Raw genomic sequence first — 21710 nt, 5'->3', positions numbered from 1 at the left:
AGATATGGGACGGCGCTTGCTGAAAACCGGTTTTACCCTGATCGAGTTGCTGGTGGTCATGGCAGTGATCGCGCTGTTGCTGAGTATAGCGACGCCGCGTTATTTCAGCAGCGTGGAAAAATCCAGGGAGGCAGTATTGCGGGAGAACCTTTTTCTGATGCGGGAGGCGCTGGACAAGTATTACGGCGACAACGGAACCTACCCCGAATCACTGGATACGCTGGTCAGTCGGCGCTACCTGCGCAACGTTCCGCGGGATCCGGTTACCGGCGAGAGTACGACATGGATCATCGTCAACGATCCCACGAAGGGCGGAGTGTTTGACGTAAAGAGCGGCGCGCCGGGGATGGGGCGGGACGGCTCGGAATACAAGGATTGGTGATGCCCGCCCGCTCAAATTGTTCGAAAGCAATTCCCTGTGCAGAAGCGTGTCGACAGGGCGGATTCACTTATTTAGGGTTGCTGGCGCTCATCGCTGCCATGGGGATGGTGCTGGCCACGGCCGGGGAGGTATGGCACTTGGCGCAGCAGCGCGAGAAGGAGCTGGAACTGCTGTTCGTCGGGCATCAGTTCCGCCGCGCCATCGCCCAGTATTACGAACATGCCCCCGATCCGAACCGGCGCTATCCAACGAGCCTGGATGCGTTGCTCAAGGACCCGCGCTACCCGTCGACGCAGCGCTACTTACGCAGGATTTATGCGGATCCGGTCGGCGGGGGTAAGGAGTGGGGCTTGGTCAAGGGGCCGGCCGGAGAGATTTACGGAGTGCACAGTTTGTCAGAGGAAGAGCCGGTGAAGAAGAGTAATTTCAGTGTTGTGGACAAGAACTTCGAGGGCAAGACGAAGTATTCGGAATGGGTATTTGTACATATACCAAAACCATCTCCTGCCAGATAGCATGTGCAGGATTTCTGAAAAAACACACATGGAAATCGGAGGCCAATGATGAGCGAACGAAAAACTGAAGTGATGTTGGGCGACAAGAAACGCATCCTGATCGTGGAGGATCACACTCTGCTGCGTGCGGGGCTTCGCGCTTTATTATCTCAGGATGCGGATATCGAGATCGTTGGCGAAGCCGATAACGGCCGCGATGCCGTCCGGGTGATCGACAAGTACCTTCCCGATCTGGTCCTGACAGATATCTCTATGCCGGGAATGAACGGCATCGAAGCCATCGTGGACATCAAACGGCGCCACCCGGAGACGCGCGTGCTGGTGCTGACCATCCACAAGACCGAGGAATATATCCACGAGGCTCTGAGGGCAGGTGCCAACGGATACTTGCTCAAGGATGCGACCCACGAGGAGCTTCGCGTCGCGATCCGCAGCGTACTGAACGGCAAGATCTACCTGAGTCCGGACATCTCGGCCAAGGTGATCAACGGCTATCTGGGGACGGACGGCGCCCCTCATCATGCCAGCCCATGGGACAGCCTGACCCACCGCGAGCGAGAGGTGCTGAAGCTGGTGGCCGAAGGGCGGCCAAACAAATTCATTGCCGATTATTTCTGCCTGAGCGTGAAGACGGTCGAAAAACACCGTTCCAACCTGATGAAGAAGCTCGACCTGCATAACGCCTCGAAATTGACGGCTTACGCGATCGAGAAGGGGTTGCTGGCCAGCTAGCCCGGCGGGCCGGCCCCCGTGTTTCTTTTTCCCTGAATGTACTGTTCAACGGGGGCTGCGCTTTCCATTAATGCCCCCTTCAATGCTACGCTGTTCGCTGTATTGAGAGCGCGCTTGACCGTGTTTAACCTGTGGCTGACTTGGAATGGTCACCATACGGAGGACATGACTCATGCGATTGCTTTGGAGTGTGCCAACTTACTTTGTATTCGGCCTTTGCCTGCTGCAACCGGTGTGGGCGAACATCTATACCTTCGTTGCCGACGATGGGGCAGTGAATTTGAGCAACATGCCGACGGACAGTCGCTATAAGGTCCTGGTCAAGGGGCAGGACGAGGCGGAGCCCGATACCGGCAGCCCTCCGGCTGCGTTGGCACGCAAGGCGCAATATGACCGCCTTGTCGATGACGTGGCACATACTTACGGTCTGGACAGTGCGCTGCTCCATGCCGTGATCTCGGTGGAATCCCGCTACAGTCCAAATGCCGTTTCGAAGAAGGGGGCCGCCGGGCTGATGCAACTCATGCCGGTCACTGCGAAACGTTATGGAGTAGCCGATGCGCTCGATCCTGTGCAGAATCTCCACGGCGGCGCGAAGTGTCTGCGCGATCTGTTGAAAAGGTTCAACAACGACGTCAGTCTGGCGCTGGCGGCCTACAACGCGGGGGAAAATGCGGTCGTGAGGAATGGCTACCGCATCCCGCCCAACCGCGAGACGGTAGCTTATGTGCCCAAGGTGCTGGATTATTACCGGAAGTACCAGACAAACGTGCTCTAGGGGCGAGCCGCGATTTTGCCGGGCGGCCGTTGGTAAAGTGGCAAACTGATGTTTGCCGGATGGTTTTTGCGGTAAACTGTGGTTCACAGCCGTACTGGAATCCAGTAAAGTGCCTACCCGTTCCTAACCGATAAGAGCAATAACATGAGTGCAAAAGGACAGCAGTTGCAAGACCCGTTTCTCAATACCCTGCGTAAAGAGCATGTGCAGGTCGCCATTTACCTGGTGAACGGCATCAAGCTGCAGGGGCAGGTCGAATCGTTCGACCAGTATGTGGTACTGCTGAAGAATACCGTCACTCAGATGGTATACAAGCATGCCATTTCCACCATCGTTCCGGCTCGCGCGGTCACCATCCCCTACGACTTCGCCGAGTAATGCAGCAGAAAACAGCCGGTTCTGAAACCGCAGTATTGGTCAGTCTCGATCTCGGTGAACCGGATTATGCTGAAAGCTTGGAGGAGTTGCGCCTGCTGGCGGAGACCGCCGGCGTAAGCACGCTGGCGATCATCGAAGGCAAGCGGCAGCGCCCCGATCCCGCCCTGTTCGCGGGCAGCGGCAAGGTGGAAGAGATCGCCGAGGCGCTCTCTGTGCACGAGGCCGATGTCGTCATCTTCAATCACGATCTGTCTCCTGCGCAGATGCGCAATCTCACTTCGAAGCTCGGCGTGCGCGTGATCGATCGCACCATGTTGATCCTGGATATCTTCGCGCAGCGCGCGCAAAGCCACGAAGGCAAGGTGCAGGTGGAGTTGGCGCAACTCCGCTATCTCGCCACCCGGTTGGTCGGTATGAATACCGACATGGGGCAACAGAAACACGCGGTGGGTGCGCGCGGCCCCGGCGAGACCAAGCTGGAATTGGATCGCCGCAAGCTGGACAAGCGGGTGCATCTGCTGAAGGAGCGTCTCGAGAAGTCGCGGCGGCATCGTCAGGTGCAGCGCCGTGCACGTAATCGCGGCGAGGTGCTGTCGGTGTCCATCGTCGGCTACACCAATGCCGGCAAGTCCACGCTGTTCAATGCTCTGACCAAGGCCAATGTCTATGCCGCGAACCAGCTGTTCGCGACGCTGGATACGACCTCCAGGCGCATCTATCTGGAAGGCCCGGCAGATGAAATCGAGGAGTCTGCGCAGCTGCCGACGGCCGCGCGGGGGCAGGAGGTGGTGCTATCGGATACCGTCGGTTTCATTCGTCACCTGCCGCATTCGCTGGTCGCGGCATTCCGCAGCACGTTGGAGGAAACGATACAGGCCGATCTGCTCCTGCATGTCGTGGACGCGAACAACGCCAATCGGGACGCGCAGGTCGCCGAGGTGAACAAGGTGCTGGAGGAGATCGGCGCGCAGGATATTCCGCAGATTCTGGTGCTGAACAAGATCGATCTGCAGGACGTCGCGCCGGGTATCGAACGCGACGAATATGGTAGAATCGCCGCCATTCGTTTGAGTGCCAAAACCGGCACGGGGCTGGACGATTTGCGCGCGGCTCTGGTGGAAGTCCGCGATGCCGAGGCAGTGGAAGAGCCTGTACAGGAATGGCACCCGCTTAACAACTGAGTAGGATGGACTATGGGATTGAATGATCCGCAATGGGGTAACAAGAACAGCGGCGGCCCGCCCGATCTGGAAGAGTTGATGCGCAAGCTCAACGCGAAGGTCTCCGGCATGATGGGCGGCAAGGGCGGCTCCGACAAGTCCGGCGGCGGCACTCCGGGGCAGGGTTTCGGCGGGGGCATCGGACTCATCGTCGTGATCGCTGCGCTGATCTGGGTGGGCAGCGGCTTCTATATCGTGAATGAAGGACAGCGCGGTGTCGTGCTGCGCTTCGGCAAGCTGGTCGAGGCAACGCAGCCCGGCCCTCGCTGGCATCTGCCATTCCCCATTGAGACAGTGGAGGTGGTCAACCTCAGCCAGGTCCGGACAGTGGAAGTGGGCTACCGCGAGAACGTCAAGAACAAGATGCTGAAAGAGTCGCTGATGCTTACCGACGACGAAAACATCATCGACATCCAGTTCGCTGTGCAGTATTTCCTGAAGGATCCCTCCGATTACCTGTTCAACAACCGCGCGCCGGACGAGAACGTGCGCCAGGCGGCGGAAACCGCGATCCGCGAAGTGGTCGGCAAGAACAAGATGGACTTCGTGCTCTATGAAGGGCGCGAGCAGGTGGCCGCCTCGGCGACCAAGCTGATGCAGGACATCCTGGATCGCTACAAGTCCGGTATCGTGATCAGCAAACTGACCATGCAGAACGCGCAACCGCCCGAGCAGGTGCAGGCCGCGTTCGACGATGCGGTGAAGGCCGGGCAGGATCGCGAGCGTCAGAAGAACGAAGGCCAGGCTTATGCGAACGACGTGGTGCCGCGCGCACGCGGTACGGCGGCACGCCTGATACAGGAAGCGGAAGGCTACAAGGCGAGCGTGATCGCCAATGCCGAGGGCGATGCAAGCCGCTTCAAGCAGATCCTCGTCGAGTACGAAAAGGCGCCTGCCGTGACTCGCGAACGCATGTTCCTGGATATGCAGCAGCAGGTGTTGAGCAATGTCAGCAAGGTGCTGGTGGACCAGAAGAACGGCAACAGCCTGCTGTATCTGCCGCTGGATAAACTGATCGAGAGTACACGTGTCGCTGGCGCGGCAGGAGAGGCGGTTGCAGCACCCGCGCCTGCACCTGCCACTACGCAGTCCAGCGATAACAACGCGGCACAGCGCGCGCGCGATTCGCTGCTGCTGGGCCGCGACCGGGAGGCACGCTAATGGACAAGAATATCGGTAACATCCTGATCGGCGCGGTTGCCGCATTGATCCTGTTGAGCATGAGCGTATACATGGTCGACCAGCGCCAGAATGCGATCGTGTTCCAGCTGGGCGAGGTGGTCAGCGTCAAGACCGAGCCAGGGCTGTATTTCAAGGTGCCGCTGATGCAGAACGTGCGCTATTTCGACTCGCGCATCCTGACGCTGGATACCACCGAACCGGAGCGTTTCATCACTGCCGAGAAGAAGAACGTGCTGGTGGATTCCTTCATCAAGTGGCGCATCGTGGACGTGAAGCAATACTACGTCAGCGTGGGCGGCGATGAGGTGCGAGCCAAAACCCGTTTGATGCAGACGGTCAACTCCAGTATGCGCGAGGAGTTCGGCAAGCGCACCATCCACGAGGTGGTGTCCGGCGAACGCGACAAGATCATGGAAGTGCTGCGCACCAAGGCCGATGCCGACGCGCGCAAGATCGGCGTCGAGGTGCTGGACGTGCGCCTGAAACGCGTCGATTTCCCGACGGAGATCAGCGAGTCGGTCTATCGCCGCATGGATGCCGAGCGCAAACGCGTGGCCAATGAGTTGCGCGCATCCGGCGCCGCCGAGGGCGAAAAGATCAAGGCCGATGCCGACAAGCAGCGCGAAGTGATCCTGGCCGAGGCCTACCGCGATGCGCAGAAGACCAAGGGCGAGGGCGATGCCCGCGCGTCCGCGATCTATTCTGCAGCGTTCGGCCGCAACGCAGAGTTCTATTCGTTCTATCGCAGTCTGGAAGCCTACAAGCAGACCTTCAAGAACAAGAGCGATGTGATGGTGCTGGACCCGAGTTCGTCGTTCTTCAAGTACCTGAAGAGCTCCGGAAAGTCGGTCAAGTCCGGCAAGTGATGCCGGCGTCGTGTCGTGCTTGAGTACTTGTGGATGTCGCTGGGGTTGATGTTGGTGCTCGAAGGCATGATGCCGTTTCTGTTTCCCTCCACCTGGCGTGAAACGCTGCACAAACTGGCGCAATTTCAGGACGGGCAATTGCGCTTTCTCGGTCTGACGCTGATGCTGAGCGGCCTGCTGCTGATTTATTGGGTGAAATAAATGCCGAATTGGTTGTTACCGGAATACATACAGGACATGCTCCCCGAGGAGGCGTGGCGTGTCGAGCGGATGCGTGCTCAGTTCCTCGAACTGATGCGCGGCCACGGCTATCAGCTGGTCGCGCCCCCGCTTCTTGAGTACGCCGAGTCCTTGCTGCTCGACGACAGTCGCGATGTGGATTTGCGTACCTTCAAGCTGGTCGACCAGCTGAGCGGCCGCACCCTGGCGCTGCGTGCCGACATCACCCCTCAGGTGGCGCGCATCGACGCGCACCTGCTCAACCGTCAGGGCGTGGCTCGTTTGTGTTACGCGGGCAGTGTGCTGCATACCCAACCGGTCGGCCTGACGCGCACCCGTGAGTTGCTGCAGATTGGCGCCGAACTGTATGGTCACAGCGGGCTGGAGAGCGATCTGGAGATTCAGCGGTTGATGCTGCAGGCGCTGGCCTTGCTGGGCGTCGATAACGTGCATCTCGACCTCGGGCATGTCGGCGTGTTCCGCGCCCTGGTGAATCATGCCGGCCTCGACAGGGAACTGGAAAACGAATTGTTCGCCGCGCTGCAGGGCAAGGACACCGCAGCGCTGCAAGCCTTGGTGCAGCCCCTGGATGCGGCCCTGCGTGATGCTTTGCTGGCGTTGCCGTCGCTGTATGGCGAGTGTGCCGAAGTGCTGGCGCGTGCGCGCCGGCAGTTGCCGGATTATCCCGAGGTCCGCGCCGCGCTGGATGCGCTGCAGACGGCTGCCGCCGACCTGCAGCCGCTGGTCTCGCGTGTCGGTATCGACCTCGCCGATCTGCGCGGTTATCACTATCACAGCGGCATGGTGTTCGCTGCCTATCACGCGGGCAGCCACGATGCGATCGCCCTGGGCGGTCGTTACGACGAGCTCGGCAAGAGTTTCGGGCGCGTCCGTGCCGCCACCGGTTTCAGTATGGATCTGCGCCAGTTGTACAGCCTGCTGCCGCGGCAAACGGCTTGCTTGGGAATTTGCGCGCCGCTGCTCGATGACGCAGCATTGAGCGACAAGATCGCGCAATTGCGCGCGGCGGGCGAGGCGGTGGTGGTGGATCTGCTTGGGGACAAGGCGTTGCGCACCGAGTTGCAGTGCGACCGCGAACTTGTATTGCGCGATGGCGTCTGGCAAGTCGCCGCTCTTTAAGATTGTTAATCCGGAAGTTTTGCAATGGCTAAGAACGTAGTAGTAATCGGTACCCAGTGGGGGGATGAAGGCAAGGGCAAGATCGTCGACTGGTTGACCGATCAATCGCAGGGCGTCGTGCGTTTCCAGGGCGGCCATAATGCCGGCCATACGCTGGTGATCGGCGGCAAGAAGACTGTGCTGCACCTGATTCCCTCCGGTATCCTGCGCGAACATGTGATGTGCTACATCGGCAATGGTGTGGTGCTGTCGCCGCAGGCGCTGCTCAAGGAAATGGATCAGTTGCAGGAGGCCGGCATCGACGTATACAGCCGCTTGAAGGTTTCCGAAGCCTGCCCGCTGATCCTGCCCTATCACGAGGCGATCGACAAGGCGCGCGAGGCGGCCAAGGGCGACGCCAAGATCGGCACGACCGGACGCGGCATCGGTCCGGCGTACGAAGATAAGGTCGCGCGCCGTGCGATCCGCCTGCAGGACATTTTCTATCGCGAGCGTTTCGCCGCGAAGCTGGGCGAGGTGCTGGATTATCATAACTTCGTGCTGAAGAACTATTTCCATGCCGCCACCGTCGATTTCCAGAAGACGCTGGACGAGACACTGGCCTTGGGCGAGCGCATCAAGCCGCTGGTGATGGATGTGCCGCGTGCGCTGTACGAGGCCAACCAGGCGGGTAGCAATCTGCTGTTCGAAGGTGCGCAGGGCGCGTTGCTGGACATCGACCACGGCACTTATCCGTTCGTCACTTCCAGCAACTGTATCGCTGGTGCGGCCTGTGCCGGAGCCGGGGTGGGTCCACAGATGCTCAACTACGTGCTGGGCATCACCAAGGCCTATACCACGCGCGTCGGCTCCGGCCCGTTCCCGACCGAACTGTATGACGCTATCGACAAGCGTGACCCGGTCGGCGAAGGCTTGGCCAAGCGTGGTCACGAGTTTGGTTCCACAACCGGTCGTGCGCGTCGTTGCGGCTGGTTCGACGCGGCAGCGCTGAAGCGTTCGATCCAGATCAACGGTGTCTCCGGTCTGTGTATCACCAAGCTGGATGTGATGGACGGCATGGAAACCGTGCGCCTCGGCGTCGGCTACCGCATCAATGGCGTGGAGAGCGATATCCTGCCGGCGGGCGCGGATGCCTTGGCGGATTGCCAGGCGGTGTATGAGGAGATGCCGGGCTGGAGTGAGAGCACCGTCGGTGTGAAGCGTTACGAGGATCTGCCGCAGGCCGCGCGCAATTACCTGGAGCGCATCGCGCAGGTGTGCAGCGTGCCGGTGGACATGGTTTCGACTGGGCCGGATCGCGACGAGACCATCGTGCTGCGTCACCCGTTCGAATAGGTCGTTGTAGTCGGGGAAATCGTTACGCATCGCGAAGTTTGCGGTGCGTATTTTTTGTGCAGTATGTTCTGCGGATATGACAAAGGCCCACATATGTGGGCCTTTGTCATTGGTGCCCAGAAGAGGATCCGGTCACACGAGCGCGACCCCGGTATCCGCTGCACCCGCAGAAGGGTGCGCCGTGGCTGTAAAGCCGCTAAAGCGGCAATAACCACGCTGCTCGGATGTCTTTCGAGTCCTGTCGCGAAGCACGCAGGTGCTTCGCTTTCCGGGCTGTAAAAGAAAACGGCCCGCATGAATGCGAGCCGTTGCCTATATGGTGCCCAGAAGAGGACTCGAACCTCCACAGTGTTGCCACCGCTAGGACCTGAACCTAGTGCGTCTACCAATTCCGCCATCTGGGCGATGCGAAGGCGCGCACTTTAATGACCGATGGACTTGTTGTCAATTAAAAATTGAATAATTCACATTTGCAGGATCCATGTGTGACGATCGGGGGGGCATGCCGGTGCGCCATGCTTACTGTGTTATGATGCGGGCCTTCATGCATCCAGCGACACTTCATTACGTAACCAGCGAAGCAAAAGGCGAGCAAGCATCGTTTGGTATAGAAAGAATTCCAGAAATGAACAGCCTCATGGGAACATGGGGCTGCTGCTCATTATTAGTGGCGCTCGGAAGAGGGCTCGGTCACGCAAGTGCGGCCCCGGCATTCGTTCTCGGATGTCTTATGAAACAAGTGGGTTTCCCTCTTTCCGGGAAAGAAAAGAAAACGGCCCGCATGAATGCGAGCCGTTGCCTATGTGGTGCCCAGAAGAGGACTCGAACCTCCACAGTGTTGCCACCGCTAGGACCTGAACCTAGTGCGTCTACCAATTCCGCCATCTGGGCGATGCGAAGGCGCGCAATTTAACTACTGAAGGATTTGTTGTCAATGAAAAAGAAAAATAATGTGCGTTTGCAGGATCCCTACCTCGAGCGCGAGCGCGAGCAATACGAACATCCGCTGCCCAGCCGCGAATTCATTTTGCAGATTCTGGGCGAGCAGGGCGGGCCGGTCAGCGAGGAAGAGTTGCTGCAATTGCTGCAGATAGAGGAGCACGAGGAAGACCTGTTCTCCCGACGTCTGCGCGCGATGGAGCGAGACGGACAGGTCATGCGCAACCGCAAGCGCGCGATCTGTATCGTGGACAAGCTCGACCTGGTCAAGGGCAAGGTGCAGGGACATCCCGACGGCTTTGGCTTCCTGGTTCCGGAAGACGGCAGCCCGGACATGTTCCTCAGCGAGAAGGAGATGCACAAGGTGCTGCACGGCGACGTCGTGATGGCGCGTCAGAGCGGCGTGGACCGCCGCGGTCGTCCGGAAGGCAAGATCGTCGAAGTGCTGGAGCGCGCCAACAGCCGCGTGGTCGGACGCCTGTACGAGGAGCACGGCATCCTGTTCGTGGTGGCGGAAAATCGCCGCATCAGCCAGGACATCCTGGTCGCACCGGGCGAGGCGGGCAGCGCCAAGGCCGGGCAGGTGGTGATCCTCGAGATCCTCAAACACCCGGACAAGCATGCCCAGCCTATCGGCCGCATCGTGCAGGTGCTGGGCAACTACGCCGATCCCGGCATGGAGATCGAGATCGCCTTGCGCAAGCACGACCTGCCGTACGAGTTCCCCAGGGACGCGGAGAAGCAGGCCAAGCATTTTGCGCCCGAGGTCAAGGCCGCCGATTGGGAAGGGCGCGAGGACATCCGCAACCTGCCGCTGGTCACCATCGACGGCGAGACCGCGCGCGACTTCGACGATGCGGTGTATTGCGAACCTGAGAAGGGCGGCTATCGCCTGGTGGTGGCCATCGCTGACGTCAGCCATTATGTGCAGACCAGCGATGCACTGGACCGCGAGGCGATCAACCGCGGCAACTCGGTGTATTTCCCGCGCCGCGTGATCCCGATGCTGCCGGAGGAACTGTCCAACGGCCTGTGTTCGCTCAACCCGCAGGTGGACCGCCTGTGCATGGTGTGCGACATGCACATCAGCAGCAAGGGCGATATCGGCAAATACCGCTTCTATCCCTCGGTGATGCACTCGCATGCGCGGCTGACCTACAACCAGGTGGCGGCGATGCTGGCCGACCCGCAGGGCGCGGAAGCGAAGCAATTCGCCGCGGTGTTGCCGCACATCCAGCATCTCTATGAGTTGTTCCAGAAGCTGCTGCACGCGCGCGAGAAGCGCGGTGCGATCGACTTCGAGACGGTCGAGACCCAGATGATCTTCAACGACAAGGGCAAGATCGAGCGCATCGTGCCGGTGGTGCGCAACGACGCGCACCGTTTGATCGAGGAGTGCATGCTGGCGGCCAACGTCTGCGCGGCGGACTACCTGCACTCGAACCAGCATACCGTGCTGTACCGCATCCACGAAGGCCCGACACCGGAGAAGCTGGAAGCATTGCGCGAGTTCCTCAAGGAGTTCGGCCTGCAACTGGGCGGTGGCGAAGAGCCACAGGCAGGGGATTACTCCAAGCTGCTGAAGAGCATCAAGGGGCGTCCGGATCATGGATTGTTGCAGACCGTGATGCTGCGCTCGCTGAAACAGGCCAAGTATGAGCCGGAGAACGTCGGCCACTTCGGTCTGGGCTATGAGGCCTACACGCACTTCACCTCGCCGATCCGCCGCTATCCCGACCTGCTGGTCCACCGTGCCATCAAGGCGGTGCTGCAGGGCAAACAATACAAGCCCGCGCAGAAATGGGCCGAGCTGGGGATGCACTGCTCGATGACCGAGCGCCGCGCCGACGATGCCACGCGAGACGTCGAGGCCTGGCTGAAGTGTTTCTACATGCGCGACCATCTCGGCAGCGTGTTCACCGGCACGGTTTCGTCGGTCACCGGCTTCGGCCTGTTCGTCTCGCTCGACGACCTGTATGTCGAGGGGCTGGTGCATGTGTCCGAACTGGGCAAGGACTATTTCCACTTCGATGCCGCCAAGCACCAGATGCTGGGCGAGCGCACCGGCCAGCGCTACCGCTTGGGCGACCGCCTGCAGGTGCGTGTGGTGAAGGTGGATATGGAAAGCACCAAGGTCGATTTCGTGCTGCACGAGGAAGAGGCAGAAGAGGAGAAGGGCGGGACAGCGTCCGGGAAGGAATTAAATGCGGGCGCCTGGGGTAATACGGCACCGAAGAAGGCCGGCTCCAAGAAGTCTTCCGGAGGGAAGAAGCATGGCTGACCTGCGTCTCATCTACGGCTTTCACGCCGTCACTTCGCGTATCCGCCAGAATCCGGACGGCGTGCTGGAGATCTACCTGCAGTCGCAGCGCAACGATCCGCGCATGCGCGACCTGATCAAGCTGGCCGAGGATAGTGGTGTACGCATGATTCCGGTCGATGCGAAACGTCTCGACGGCATGGCGGGCGGCACGCGCCATCAGGGCGTGGCGGCGCGCGTCGATGCGGCGCGCCGAGTGCAGCATCTGGAAGACGTGCTGGATACGATAGAGGAGCCGCCGTTGTTGCTGGTGTTGGACGGCGTGCAGGACCCTCACAACTTGGGCGCCTGTTTGCGCAGCGCCGATGCCTTCGGCGTGCACGCGGTGATCGCTCCGAAAGACCGCGCGGTCGGCATCACCGCAACGGTGGAGAAGGTCGCCTGCGGCGCGGCGGAGACCGTGCCTTACATCACCGTCACCAACATTGCGCGCACCCTGCGCGAACTGCAGGAGCGCAACATCTGGGTGGTGGGTGCGGCGGGCGAGGCCGAGCAGGACTTGCACGGCTTCAAGCACAAGGGCGCGCTGGCTTGGGTCTTGGGTGCGGAGGGCGAAGGCCTGCGTCGCCTGACACGCGAGACCTGCGACGAACTGGTGCGCATCCCGATGCTGGGCAGCGTGGAAAGCCTGAACGTCTCGGTCAGCGCGGGTATCTGTCTGTTCGAGGCACGACGTCAGCGAGCGGCTTAACAGGCTGTTGCAAAACTACTGTGGTGGTCATCTGCGGCGTTGCGCGGTACTCACTTCCTCGCCTACCCCCAAGGTATGTCTCGTCGCTGCGTTGACCAGCGACTTGCTGGCACCAGCTTAGTCGATTGGCCATGCAAAGCTCCGTGCGCCTTGCAGCTGACCATCCTCGCTGCGTTTTTCAACAGCCTGTAATTCTGGAAGAGCCTAGTTAGGACATGACGATGGGGATGCGCCGCCGTCCGAACTGTTTGCCGAACTGCTCGAAGTGTCCTGCTATCACCGTGCCGCAGTGCGGGCAGGCGCCATCAGGCGTGAGTTTGTAGTCCCGTATCTGGTGCCAGTCGCGCACGATCAGCGGCTGTTTGCAGCCCGGGCAGTAGGTGGTACCGCCGGATAGGTCGTGGACGTTACCAGTGTACACATAGCGCAGGCCGGCGGTCAGGGCGATTTCCCGGGAGCGCATCAGGATGTCCCTCGAGGTCGGGGGCACGTCAGTCATCTTGTAGTCGGGATGGAACGCGGTGAAATGCAACGGCACGTCCACACCGAGTTCCTTCGCGATCCATTCACTCATCTGTTCGATCTCTTGTGCCGAGTCATTGTGGCCGGGAATCAGCAGTGTGGTCAGTTCGACCCACACCTTCGTTTCATTGCACAGGTATTTCAGCGTATCCAGCACCGGCTGCAGGTGTGCGCCGGTCTGTTTGACGTAGAACTCGTCGGTGAATCCCTTGAGGTCCACGTTCGCGGCATCCATCTTGGCGAAGAACTCGCGGCGCGGCTGGTCGTGGATATAACCCGCCGTGACCGCGACGGTCTTGATGCCGTGTTCGTGACAGGCATCAGCGACGTCCATTGCATATTCGGCAAAGATCACCGGGTCGTTGTAGGTGAAGGCCACGCTCTTGCAACCCAGCCCTTTCGCGGTGCGCGCGATGGCTTCCGGGCTGGCCTGGTCGGCGAGCCTGTCGAAGCTGCGGGACTTGGAGATGTCCCAGTTCTGACAGAACTTGCAGGCGAGGTTGCAGCCCGCGGTGCCGAATGACAGGATGCTGCTGCCGGGGTAGAAGTGGTTAAGCGGCTTTTTCTCGACGGGGTCGACGCAGAAGCCCGAAGAACGCCCATAGGTGGTGAGTACCATGGTGTAACCGACGCGTCCGCGCACGAAGCAGGCGCCGCGCTGCCCCTCCCTCAGTTTGCAGTCGCGCGGGCATAGGTCGCACTGGATGCGGCCGTCCTCCAGCATGTGCCAGTATTTCGCCGGATGACGCTCGGCGGGGCTGATCGGCTCGTCCATTTCAGCGTACCCCTTTAGTGGTTTGCCTTGGGGAAGTCTGCCTCGCGCCACTTATTGACGGTGTAACGCGACAGCTGAACTTCTTCCGCCCAGAAACCATCATGCAATCCGGCCTTGCGCTTGAGATGCGCCATGAAGTGGCGAGGATGGGGTAACTGTTCCCAGACTTGAGGAAGAAAGGTACTGCGGTAGGGGCCGTATTCGAAGATGACCCCGTCCACGCCGGGGCGCAGTTGGGAGAGCGCATCATGCTCACCGCTGAACTTCATCCTTTCGGCAGCCGACAGCAGAGAGACCTCGCATTCGGTCATTCCCAGCTCGTGCCGGCAGAGCGGCGCAAAGCGGGGATCACGGAAGGCCGCGGCGAGGGCATTCTGATGGACATCCTCGGCCAAGGGGCGATGGGCCTGCAACGAGCCGATGCAACCGCGCAACTCTCCTGCCTGCGTCAGCGTGACGAAGGTCGCACCCCACTCACTCAGCCATTCATCCTGCGGCACGGACGGGTACGCCTCACCCAACGCTTGGGCGATGGCGCCGCGCGCGATGTGGATCAACGCCTTGCCGCGGCTCGCCGCTGTTTCATGCTCTTTCCTGCTCACCTTGATCTCCTTCGGTAAAGGCGATGGATGCATAGCCCACCACTCTGTCCTGAGACCCGGCGGTGTCGCCGGAGTTTCGCAGATCGAGCAGATGGGGAGTGAGGCGATGCCGCCGCGCGGCGACGATTAAGCCGTTGATCGGCGTGCCGCCGCAGGCTTGTTCGTGGTCGATGGGAGGGCCAAGTTTGAGGATGGTCTGAACGGTTTCTTCGTCCACGTGCCGGGCGGCGGCATAGGGCAGGAAATGGGACAGGTCGGAACTGATCACGATCAGCGTTTCCTCGCCGCCCCACAGTTTTTCCAGCACTTCTGCAACCTCCTCGGGCGTTGCCATGCCGACTGCCAGCGGGAGCAGTCTGAATTTGCCCAGCACCCTTTGCAGGAACGGCAGTTGCACCTCCAGCGAGTGTTCCAGCGCATGCGCGTCGGCGCTGACCGTCACTTGCGGCAAGTCGGCGATGGCACGCGCCGCCTCCGTATCCAGCTCGATGCGTCCCAGTGGCGTGTCGAAGGCATCCGCACCCGGCAATGCCAGCCCGAACACCGCGACGCGGTGGGTTGGACCGAGCAGCACCACGCGGCGGATGTGCGCGGCGGCGGGGCGCAACGTGGCGTAGGCGGTCGCCGCGATGGCGCCGGAATAGATGTAGCCGGCATGCGGAACGATCAGCGCCTTGGGAATCAGCTCATGAGGGGGCGCTTCGGCCAGCAGTTGTTGCACGTCATGCGCAAGCTGGCGCGGGTCGGCGGGATAGAACATGCCTGCGACGGCAGGCTGGCGGACGGTAGACATGGCAACCTCCCTTCAGGCAATGTTCATGATATGAGGGCAAGCAGGGCAGAATCAAGCCCGCCGAAACCGGGATTACGCCGGCTGCTTTCTCGTATGAAGGGGGTTGAGGGCGGCATTGGCCGCATCCCTCACTTCAGTGCTTGCTGATATTCGTGCCGGAAATGCAGGAAGGAGCTGTCGAGCAGGTGTACCACCCCGTTCACCAGGTGGCAGCGTCCGCTGCCAGGGAGCATGCGGCAGAGGGTTTCCAGGGTAGCCAGGTCCGCCGTCGTGCCGCGTCCGGTGTCGATGCGGTCCAGCAGGCGGCTGATGGTCGCTGTCCCTGTCTTGCAAGAGGGACATTGGCCACAGGAGGAATGGGCGAAGAAGCGAGCGTACTCGGCCACCCGTTTGACCATGCCGGTGCCATCCGAGACCACGATCATGGCGCCGGTACCCAGGCTTCCGCCGCGCTCGCGCAGGGATTCGAAATCGAGGTTCACGTCCAGATCGTCCGGGGTCAGCAGGGTGTTGGACGGCCCGCCGGTGAACACCGCCTTGAGCGGCTTGCCGGAAAGGAGTCCGCCGCCGTGGACGAAGATCAGGTCGCGCAGCGTGGTGCCCATCGGCAATTCGTACACGCCGGGGTGCAGCACGTCGCCGCTCAGGGAATAGAGCTTGGTGCCTGCACCGCGCCCGATTCCCTGTTTGCGGAACCAGTCGGCCCCGTTGCGCACGATTGCAGGAATGTGGGCCAGCGTCTCGATGTTGTTGATCAGCGTCGGACAGCCGTAGATGCCGCATTGCGCCGGATAGGGCGGCTTGCCGCGCGGGAACGGGAATTTCTCCCCGCCGCTCAGTCGGCCTTCTATCCACTCCATCGCGGCGGTTTCCTCGCCGCCGATGTAATGGCTGGAGCCGGGAACCAGTTCCATTCTGATGGTTTTTCCCAGTGCATCGCTTGCGAGCTTCAGCAATTCGCCGTCCTGCCATTGCGCGAGCGCAGCTTTCAGCGCAGCCAGCGAACGTGTCAGGTCCGGATTGATGTAGAACACGATGCGGCTGATGCCGCAGGCGAGCGCGGCCAGCAATGCACCTTCGATGATCTGGTGCGGCGTCTCCTCGAGCAACAGCCGGTCCTTGAAGGTGCCGGGTTCGTCTTCGTTGCCGTTGCATACCAGGTATTTGTCTGGATCGGCGGTTTCGTTCGCCACGGCTTCCCACTTGCGCCACACTGGGAAGCCGCTGCCGCCCAGTCCGCGCAGATCGGCATCCTTTATGGAGGCCAGAACGGACGCCGGATTCCTCACGGCAATGCGCAATGCTTCGCCGCCACCAGCTTCCTGCCAGCGCTGCATGTGTTCGCCGACTCGCTGCCGGGGATGCAGGAGGTTGGTATTCAGGATTTCCATATGTCTTTCCCTGCCGCGGTATAGGCGGGCAGTACCCGGGGGGCGCGTTGTTCCAGCGGCAGTCCGGCCAGGGTCAGTTCGCGGCGGGCGCGGTTGACGTGTTCCAGCGTGATCTTCTTCGGGCCTCTGTCGTGCTCTGCAGCGGCGGCGGCGCGGCCTGCGCGGCGGCCGAAGCCGATGATGTCCAGCAGGGCGTTGCCCATGATGCGGTTGCGCCCGTGGATGCCGCCCGCGACTTCGCCCGCCGCGTATAAGCCTGGCACGGTGGTCGCGCCGTCGACGTCGATGACCACGCCGCCGTTCTGGTAGTGCAGGGTCGGGTGCACGAGGATGGGCTCGCGCCGCGGGTCTATGCCCACGTGGCGGGTACGCGTCAGCAGCTTGGGGAATTCCCGTTCGAGCAGGCCGGGCTGGCTACGTTCCAGCCGCGGCGTGTCCAGCCATACCCCTACGCCGTTGTCGTTGTGGATGCCACGGCCTTCGCGGCACTCGCGGATGATGGCGGCGCTGACGATGTCGCGCGGCTGCAGTTCGTCGACGAATCGCTGGCCGTGGGCGTTCAGCAGCAGGGCGCCCGCGGCGCGCACGCCTTCGGTGACCAGCTTGCCGTAGAGGTGTGCCGGATGGACCAGCCCCGTGGGGTGGTACTGGAAAGAATCCAGCTCGCACAGCTTCGCGCCCATGCGGTAGGCGAGCACCAGTCCGTCGCCGGTGGCGCCGATGTGGTTGGAGGTGGGAAAGCCGTTCAGGTGCAGGCGGCCGAGACCGCCGGTGGCGAGGATGACAGAACGGGTGCGCACGATGCGCATGCTGCCGTCGGCCAGCGAGCCCAGCACCGCGCCCACGCATTTCTGGCCGCGCTCGTTGGACAGCAGCTCGACCACGGGACTTTGCTCCCACACTTCTATGCCTCGATGCTGCTTCACCGCCTCGCGCAGCACGCGCATCATCTCCAGCCCGGTGTAGTCGCGGCAGTGCACTACGCGCGGCGCGCTCGTGCCGCCCGCCTTGCGGGTATGCAGGTCGCCGCTCGGGGTCTGGTCGAATTGCATGCCTTGGTGGATCAGCCAGCGTATCGTTTCGGGACCGTCGCCGACCAGCGCCGCCACCAGCGCGGGGTCGCCCGCGTGATGGCCCGAGCGCAGGGTGTCCTGCATGTGCTGTTGCGCCGTGTCGCCGGGCTCGATCGCGGCCTGGATTCCGCCTTCGGCCATCACCGTGTTGCTGTCGCCCAAACGCAGCTTGGTGGCGAGCAGCACGCGCGCGCCGCGCTCGGCGGCGGCAAGCGCCGCAGCGCAGCCCGCGCCGCCGCCGCCAACCACCAGCACATCGGTGTCGGTAACCTGAGCGCCGGCCAGATCGGCTTCGTCGATGAATGCTTCGGCCTGCAGCAAGTCGGCCAGCTCGCGCTGGCAGTCCGCGCCTGCGTTTGCGCCTATGGTCAGCTTGGTCATGCTGCCGCGCAGGTAATCGGGGTGATAAGCGTGCAGCAGCGCATCCGGATCGGGCTGGTCCGGCAACGGAGCCAGTTCGGCATCGGCACGATAGGCGGCAAGCGCTGCCTGCAGGGACAATCCTCGCTTCACGGCTGTTCCTTCTTGTCTGCCTCTTGCTTGAGTTCTTCCAGTTTGTGGATCAGGTTGGGCGGACGCAAGTGGAAGAAGGCAGTGATGCGGCGGCAGAACAGGCCGACGTGAGCGGGCGCGATGTACTCTGGACAGGCACTGTCGCACAGCTCGCACATCACGCATTCGAGAAAGGCCTCACCGGCTTCGCGGTAGTGTCCTGCAGCGGCCAGCTTGACGCCTTCCTCCACCGAGATACCCTTGGGGCAGGACTTTACGCAGCCGTGGCAATGGCGGCAGCGGCTGGCTTCAGGGAATATTTCATGGAAGCGCGCCTGGATGTCCCAGCCGTCGGCGAGTTCGGTCAGCTGGTACTGGTGTCGGGGTGTGCCGGGAGCAGGCAGGAACAGCGCCTCCATTCCCGGTTCGACGAAGGTCTCGCACCCCAGTGCGACGTTGACCTCCTTGCCGCGGCGCACCAGGATGCGGCACGAGCCGCACACGCCCTCGAGGCAGCCCACGCCGGTGACGCGCGGCACGCCGCCCGCCCAGGCCGCTTCGACGATGGTCATTTGCGGCTCGGCGCGTACGGGAATGCCGTTGATCAGCAGTTCAACGGGTTGGATGTCTCGAGTGGCTTCGGTCATGGACGGGCGAGATCGATGATCTTGCGCAGGTCATAGTCCGGGCTGCCGCCGACCTGCTTCACCAGTTCCGCCATACGCTCGTCCAGCGTGGGGCGCTCTTCGCGGAACAGCAGGCCGACCGGGATACGGCCGTTCTTGTGGGCCATGTTCACCGCATGCATCGCGGCATCGATGTCGCTCACGTCGTGGTTTTCCTGCAGTTCTTCTGCGCTCTCCTTGAAGAACTTCGCGTCGTCGATGGCGTTGAAGGTGGGGCAGTGGCTCATCACGCTGATGAAGGAGAAGCCCTTGTGCTCCATGCCCTCCTTGATGAGTTGCGCGGTCATCTTCACGTTGGTGGCCAGCGTCTGGGCGACGAAGCTCGCGCCGTAGGTCAGCATGTACAGTACCGGGTCCAGCGGCTCCTCGACGCCGCCGTAAGGCGTGGTGTATGCCTTCATCTTGCGCTGCGAGGTGGGGGAAACCTGACCTTTGGTGAGGCCGTAAATGCGGTTGTCCATCAGCACATAGGTCATGTTGATGTTCTTGCGCGCCAAGTGGGGCATGTGGCCGCCGCCGATGGAGAAACCATCGCCGTCACCGCCGTTGACCAGGATGGCCAAGTCGGGGCGAGCCAGTTGCACGCCAGTCGCCACGGGACCCGCGCGGCCGTGCAGGGTGTGCATCTTGTAGGAACGGACGAAGTAGGGCAGACGCGAGGAGCAGCCGATGCCCGAGATGTTCACCAGGTAGTTCGGGTCCACGCCCAGTTCGGTCAGGGCACGGTAGATGCCGGTCAGCACGCCATGGTCGCCACAGCCGGGGCACCAGAACGGCTTGGTGTCGGTCTTGTAATCCTTGGGCAGGAGCTCGACCTTGTGCAAATGGGTCTGTGCGTTGCTCATTTCAGCATCTCCTCGGCTCGTGCGACGATCATGGCCGGGGTGAAGGGCAGCCCGCCGCAAATGGTGTAGGACTCGGGGCGCAGCGAAGTTTCCGCGCGGACGAAATGGGCCAGCTGGCCGGTGAAGTTCACCTCGGGCAGCATGAGCTTGCGGCAGGTGGCGCCGAAGGCATCGAACTGCTCGGCTGGCAGGGGCCACAGCAGCTTGGGATAGAAGCCCTTCACCGAATGGCCCTCGGCGCGCAGGCGCGCGATGGCCTCGCGCACCACGCCGATAGTGCTGCCCCAGGCGATGATGCCGAGATCCGCTTCGCCTTCGCCGTCCACTTCGACCGGCGCGAAATCGTTTACCACGTTGTCGAGCTTGCGGAAACGCTTGGCCTGCATCGCTTCATGGTTGGCCGAAGTGTAATTGGGTTCGCCGGCCTCGTCGTGCTCCAGTCCGGTGGCGATGTGCATGCCGCCCGGCGTGCCCGGATCGGCCATCGGGGAGATGAAGTCGTCGGTGATGAGGTAGCGCTTGTATTCGCCCTCGCCGTCCCAGCGCTTGCGTTCCACCACCTTGTAGCTGGCGGGATCGGGGTAGGGAACGGTCTGTGTGGAGAATGCCAGCGAACCATCGGAAAGCAGCATCACCGGGCATTGGTATTTTTCGGCCAGGTTGAACGCTTCCACGGTCAGCGCGATGCAGTCGCTCACGCCTTCCACCGACAGTACGATGCGTCCGCAATCGCCGTGGGAGCCGTGGATCGCCATGAACAGGTCGGATTGTTCGTGCTTGGTCGGCAAGCCCGTGGAGGGGCCGCCGCGCTGCACGTCCACCACCACGCAGGGAGTCTCGCTCATGAACGACATGCCCAGCATCTCGCCCATCAGCGCGAGGCCGGGGCCGGAAGTCGCGGTCATCGCCTTCTTGCCGGCGAATGCCGCGCCGAGCACCTGGGAGATGGAGGCGATCTCGTCCTCTGCCTGGATCAGCGTGCCGCCGCGCTTGGGCAGGTGGCGCGCCACATAGCGGGCGATCTCCGTGGCGGGGGTGATGGGATAGGCAGCGAAAAAATCCAGTCCGGCGATGAGCGAACCCAAGCCTATGGCGTCGTTGCCGGAGAGTACGACCACATCGCGTTTCCCGGTCGTCGGGTCGCTGACGCGCCACGGGTCGGTCTTGGGCAGGGCGGCGGCCAGTTCACGGCCGCGCGCGAAGGCATTGAGGTTGCTCTCGACGACCGTGGTGCCCTTTCTGGTGAATTTGGCGGTGAGGATCTCCCGCAGTGCCTGCTCGGAGATGTTGAACAGCTGGGAGAGCGCACCCAGCGCTACCATGTTCTTGGCCTTGATGCTGCCGAGTTCCTTGGCGGCCTGAGTCATCGGGATCGGGTACGCGTGCACGCCCTCCGGGATCTCGGGCTCGAAATCGCCCCCTGGTGCGTCGTAAACGAAGGCGGTGCCCGGGCGCAGCAGGTGGCGATTCAGGTCGTAGGCTTGGCCATTGAATGCGCACAAGACATCGAATGTGTCACCCTGGTTGAACAGCGGCGAGGCGCTTGCGCGCGTCTGGTACATGGCGTAACCACCCTTGATCTCGGCCGGGAATGTCTTGAAGGTGTAAACCTCGAGTCCGGCGCGCGCGCAGGCCTGCGTGATAAAGTCGCCGGCGGAGATGATGCCTTCCCCGCCTTCGCCGGCCACGCGGATAATCAAATCGTTCTTGTCCAAATCTAACCTCTGTGTTGATGCTGCAAAAAATGCCGCCCGGCAATGTGCGCGGTGCGATAACCCATGCTCACCATCTCGGTGAGCACCATACCCGAACGCTCCGACCGAAACTCCGCCGG

Annotated in this window: 21 protein-coding genes and 2 tRNA genes; 13 read left to right on the top strand and 10 right to left on the bottom strand. The window is 61.8% G+C overall.

Annotated features, from left to right (window positions below):
* Positions 1 to 4: 4 nt before the first annotated feature.
* The 11 genes from FGKAn22_RS07125 to FGKAn22_RS07075 all read left to right on the top strand — a co-directional run bounded on the left by FGKAn22_RS07125 (position 5) and on the right by FGKAn22_RS07075 (position 8747).
* Positions 5 to 382 carry a type II secretion system protein gene (locus FGKAn22_RS07125; RefSeq protein ID WP_212784930.1) on the top strand — a complete coding sequence of 126 codons (378 nt, stop codon included), beginning with the start codon at positions 5 to 7 and terminating at the stop codon, positions 380 to 382.
* A gap of 77 nt (positions 383 to 459) precedes the next feature.
* Positions 460 to 897, top strand: a complete 438-nt coding sequence (locus FGKAn22_RS07120; protein WP_246487357.1) for a type II secretion system protein — start codon at positions 460 to 462, stop codon at positions 895 to 897.
* Between the two features lie 48 nt (positions 898 to 945).
* Positions 946 to 1629, top strand: coding sequence for a response regulator (locus FGKAn22_RS07115; RefSeq protein ID WP_246487356.1), 684 nt, complete (start codon positions 946 to 948; stop codon positions 1627 to 1629).
* 190 nt (positions 1630 to 1819) lie between these two features.
* Positions 1820 to 2407: a lytic transglycosylase domain-containing protein gene (locus tag FGKAn22_RS07110; protein WP_246487355.1), complete on the top strand. Its 588-nt coding sequence runs from the start codon at positions 1820 to 1822 to the stop codon at positions 2405 to 2407.
* A gap of 144 nt (positions 2408 to 2551) precedes the next feature.
* Positions 2552 to 2785 (top strand): RNA chaperone Hfq, encoded by a 234-nt coding sequence (gene hfq / locus FGKAn22_RS07105; protein WP_212784928.1) that lies wholly within the window; start codon positions 2552 to 2554, stop codon positions 2783 to 2785.
* Positions 2785 to 3966 (top strand): GTPase HflX, encoded by a 1182-nt coding sequence (gene hflX / locus FGKAn22_RS07100; RefSeq protein ID WP_212784927.1) that lies wholly within the window; start codon positions 2785 to 2787, stop codon positions 3964 to 3966. Before hfq ends, hflX begins: the two co-directional genes overlap by 1 nt.
* A gap of 12 nt (positions 3967 to 3978) precedes the next feature.
* Entirely contained in the window at positions 3979 to 5166 is a 1188-nt protein-coding gene (gene hflK / locus FGKAn22_RS07095; RefSeq protein WP_212784926.1) for an FtsH protease activity modulator HflK, read from the top strand.
* The gene (gene hflC, locus FGKAn22_RS07090; protein ID WP_212784925.1) at positions 5166 to 6053 is read left to right on the top strand and encodes a protease modulator HflC; all 888 of its coding nucleotides are present in this window, start codon (positions 5166 to 5168) and stop codon (positions 6051 to 6053) included. The genes hflK and hflC overlap by 1 nt, the downstream gene beginning before the upstream one ends.
* Before the next feature lie 33 nt (positions 6054 to 6086).
* Positions 6087 to 6254 carry a DUF2065 domain-containing protein gene (locus FGKAn22_RS07085; protein WP_212784924.1) on the top strand — a complete coding sequence of 56 codons (168 nt, stop codon included), beginning with the start codon at positions 6087 to 6089 and terminating at the stop codon, positions 6252 to 6254.
* Positions 6255 to 7412 (top strand): ATP phosphoribosyltransferase regulatory subunit, encoded by a 1158-nt coding sequence (locus tag FGKAn22_RS07080; protein ID WP_212784923.1) that lies wholly within the window; start codon positions 6255 to 6257, stop codon positions 7410 to 7412.
* Positions 7413 to 7436: 24 nt separating this feature from the next.
* A complete protein-coding gene (locus FGKAn22_RS07075) occupies positions 7437 to 8747 on the top strand; it encodes an adenylosuccinate synthase (RefSeq protein ID WP_212784922.1) in 1311 nt (436 codons plus the stop codon).
* Between the two features lie 317 nt (positions 8748 to 9064).
* Here FGKAn22_RS07075 and FGKAn22_RS07070 read toward each other — a convergent pair.
* Together FGKAn22_RS07070 and FGKAn22_RS07065 are read right to left on the bottom strand one after the other, a co-directional pair.
* Positions 9065 to 9151 (bottom strand) — tRNA-Leu (locus FGKAn22_RS07070).
* Between the two features lie 400 nt (positions 9152 to 9551).
* Positions 9552 to 9638 (bottom strand) — tRNA-Leu (locus FGKAn22_RS07065).
* 43 nt (positions 9639 to 9681) lie between these two features.
* Between FGKAn22_RS07065 and rnr the strand changes: the two genes are divergently transcribed.
* Together rnr and rlmB are read left to right on the top strand one after the other, a co-directional pair.
* Positions 9682 to 11967, top strand: a complete 2286-nt coding sequence (gene rnr, locus FGKAn22_RS07060; protein ID WP_212784921.1) for a ribonuclease R — start codon at positions 9682 to 9684, stop codon at positions 11965 to 11967.
* Positions 11960 to 12697, top strand: coding sequence for a 23S rRNA (guanosine(2251)-2'-O)-methyltransferase RlmB (gene rlmB / locus FGKAn22_RS07055; protein ID WP_212784920.1), 738 nt, complete (start codon positions 11960 to 11962; stop codon positions 12695 to 12697). Before rnr ends, rlmB begins: the two co-directional genes overlap by 8 nt.
* Before the next feature lie 208 nt (positions 12698 to 12905).
* Here rlmB and amrS read toward each other — a convergent pair whose 3' ends face one another.
* The 8 genes from amrS to FGKAn22_RS07015 all read right to left on the bottom strand — a co-directional run bounded on the left by amrS (position 12906) and on the right by FGKAn22_RS07015 (position 21591).
* The gene (gene amrS / locus FGKAn22_RS07050) at positions 12906 to 13994 is read right to left on the bottom strand and encodes an AmmeMemoRadiSam system radical SAM enzyme (protein ID WP_212784919.1); all 1089 of its coding nucleotides are present in this window, start codon (positions 13992 to 13994) and stop codon (positions 12906 to 12908) included.
* A 14-nt stretch (positions 13995 to 14008) separates the two neighbouring features.
* Positions 14009 to 14596, bottom strand: coding sequence for an AmmeMemoRadiSam system protein A (gene amrA, locus FGKAn22_RS07045; RefSeq protein WP_246487354.1), 588 nt, complete (start codon positions 14594 to 14596; stop codon positions 14009 to 14011).
* Positions 14577 to 15389: an AmmeMemoRadiSam system protein B gene (gene amrB, locus FGKAn22_RS07040; RefSeq protein WP_212784917.1), complete on the bottom strand. Its 813-nt coding sequence runs from the start codon at positions 15387 to 15389 to the stop codon at positions 14577 to 14579. Before amrB ends, amrA begins: the two co-directional genes overlap by 20 nt.
* A gap of 128 nt (positions 15390 to 15517) precedes the next feature.
* Positions 15518 to 16780 carry a complex I 51 kDa subunit family protein gene (locus tag FGKAn22_RS07035; RefSeq protein ID WP_212784916.1) on the bottom strand — a complete coding sequence of 421 codons (1263 nt, stop codon included), beginning with the start codon at positions 16778 to 16780 and terminating at the stop codon, positions 15518 to 15520.
* Positions 16768 to 18366: an FAD-dependent oxidoreductase gene (locus FGKAn22_RS07030; protein ID WP_212784915.1), complete on the bottom strand. Its 1599-nt coding sequence runs from the start codon at positions 18364 to 18366 to the stop codon at positions 16768 to 16770. Before FGKAn22_RS07030 ends, FGKAn22_RS07035 begins: the two co-directional genes overlap by 13 nt.
* Positions 18363 to 18992, bottom strand: coding sequence for a 2Fe-2S iron-sulfur cluster-binding protein (locus FGKAn22_RS07025; protein ID WP_212784914.1), 630 nt, complete (start codon positions 18990 to 18992; stop codon positions 18363 to 18365). Before FGKAn22_RS07025 ends, FGKAn22_RS07030 begins: the two co-directional genes overlap by 4 nt.
* Positions 18989 to 19876, bottom strand: a complete 888-nt coding sequence (locus tag FGKAn22_RS07020) for a 2-oxoacid:ferredoxin oxidoreductase subunit beta (protein WP_212784913.1) — start codon at positions 19874 to 19876, stop codon at positions 18989 to 18991. Before FGKAn22_RS07020 ends, FGKAn22_RS07025 begins: the two co-directional genes overlap by 4 nt.
* The gene (locus FGKAn22_RS07015; protein WP_212784912.1) at positions 19873 to 21591 is read right to left on the bottom strand and encodes a 2-oxoacid:acceptor oxidoreductase subunit alpha; all 1719 of its coding nucleotides are present in this window, start codon (positions 21589 to 21591) and stop codon (positions 19873 to 19875) included. The genes FGKAn22_RS07020 and FGKAn22_RS07015 overlap by 4 nt, the downstream gene beginning before the upstream one ends.
* Positions 21592 to 21710 lie beyond the last annotated feature (119 nt).

This window comes from Ferrigenium kumadai (assembly GCF_018324385.1).
Lineage (GTDB): Bacteria > Pseudomonadota > Gammaproteobacteria > Burkholderiales > Gallionellaceae > Gallionella > Gallionella kumadai.
The sequence above is the reverse complement of the archived record's forward strand: the minus strand, read 5'-3'. Positions and strand labels throughout refer to the sequence as shown.

Coding starts and splice junctions, on each gene's coding strand:
- FGKAn22_RS07125 (WP_212784930.1), top strand. CDS start 5: ATGGGACGGCGCTTGCTGAAAACCGGTTTTACCCTGATCGAGTTGCTG.
- FGKAn22_RS07115 (WP_246487356.1), top strand. CDS start 946: ATGAGCGAACGAAAAACTGAAGTGATGTTGGGCGACAAGAAACGCATC.
- hfq (WP_212784928.1), top strand. CDS start 2,552: ATGAGTGCAAAAGGACAGCAGTTGCAAGACCCGTTTCTCAATACCCTG.
- hflX (WP_212784927.1), top strand. CDS start 2,785: ATGCAGCAGAAAACAGCCGGTTCTGAAACCGCAGTATTGGTCAGTCTC.
- hflK (WP_212784926.1), top strand. CDS start 3,979: ATGGGATTGAATGATCCGCAATGGGGTAACAAGAACAGCGGCGGCCCG.
- hflC (WP_212784925.1), top strand. CDS start 5,166: ATGGACAAGAATATCGGTAACATCCTGATCGGCGCGGTTGCCGCATTG.
- FGKAn22_RS07085 (WP_212784924.1), top strand. CDS start 6,087: ATGTCGCTGGGGTTGATGTTGGTGCTCGAAGGCATGATGCCGTTTCTG.
- FGKAn22_RS07080 (WP_212784923.1), top strand. CDS start 6,255: ATGCCGAATTGGTTGTTACCGGAATACATACAGGACATGCTCCCCGAG.
- FGKAn22_RS07075 (WP_212784922.1), top strand. CDS start 7,437: ATGGCTAAGAACGTAGTAGTAATCGGTACCCAGTGGGGGGATGAAGGC.
- rnr (WP_212784921.1), top strand. CDS start 9,682: ATGAAAAAGAAAAATAATGTGCGTTTGCAGGATCCCTACCTCGAGCGC.
- rlmB (WP_212784920.1), top strand. CDS start 11,960: ATGGCTGACCTGCGTCTCATCTACGGCTTTCACGCCGTCACTTCGCGT.
- amrS (WP_212784919.1), bottom strand. CDS start 13,994: ATGGACGAGCCGATCAGCCCCGCCGAGCGTCATCCGGCGAAATACTGG.
- amrB (WP_212784917.1), bottom strand. CDS start 15,389: ATGTCTACCGTCCGCCAGCCTGCCGTCGCAGGCATGTTCTATCCCGCC.
- FGKAn22_RS07035 (WP_212784916.1), bottom strand. CDS start 16,780: ATGGAAATCCTGAATACCAACCTCCTGCATCCCCGGCAGCGAGTCGGC.
- FGKAn22_RS07025 (WP_212784914.1), bottom strand. CDS start 18,992: ATGACCGAAGCCACTCGAGACATCCAACCCGTTGAACTGCTGATCAAC.
- FGKAn22_RS07020 (WP_212784913.1), bottom strand. CDS start 19,876: ATGAGCAACGCACAGACCCATTTGCACAAGGTCGAGCTCCTGCCCAAG.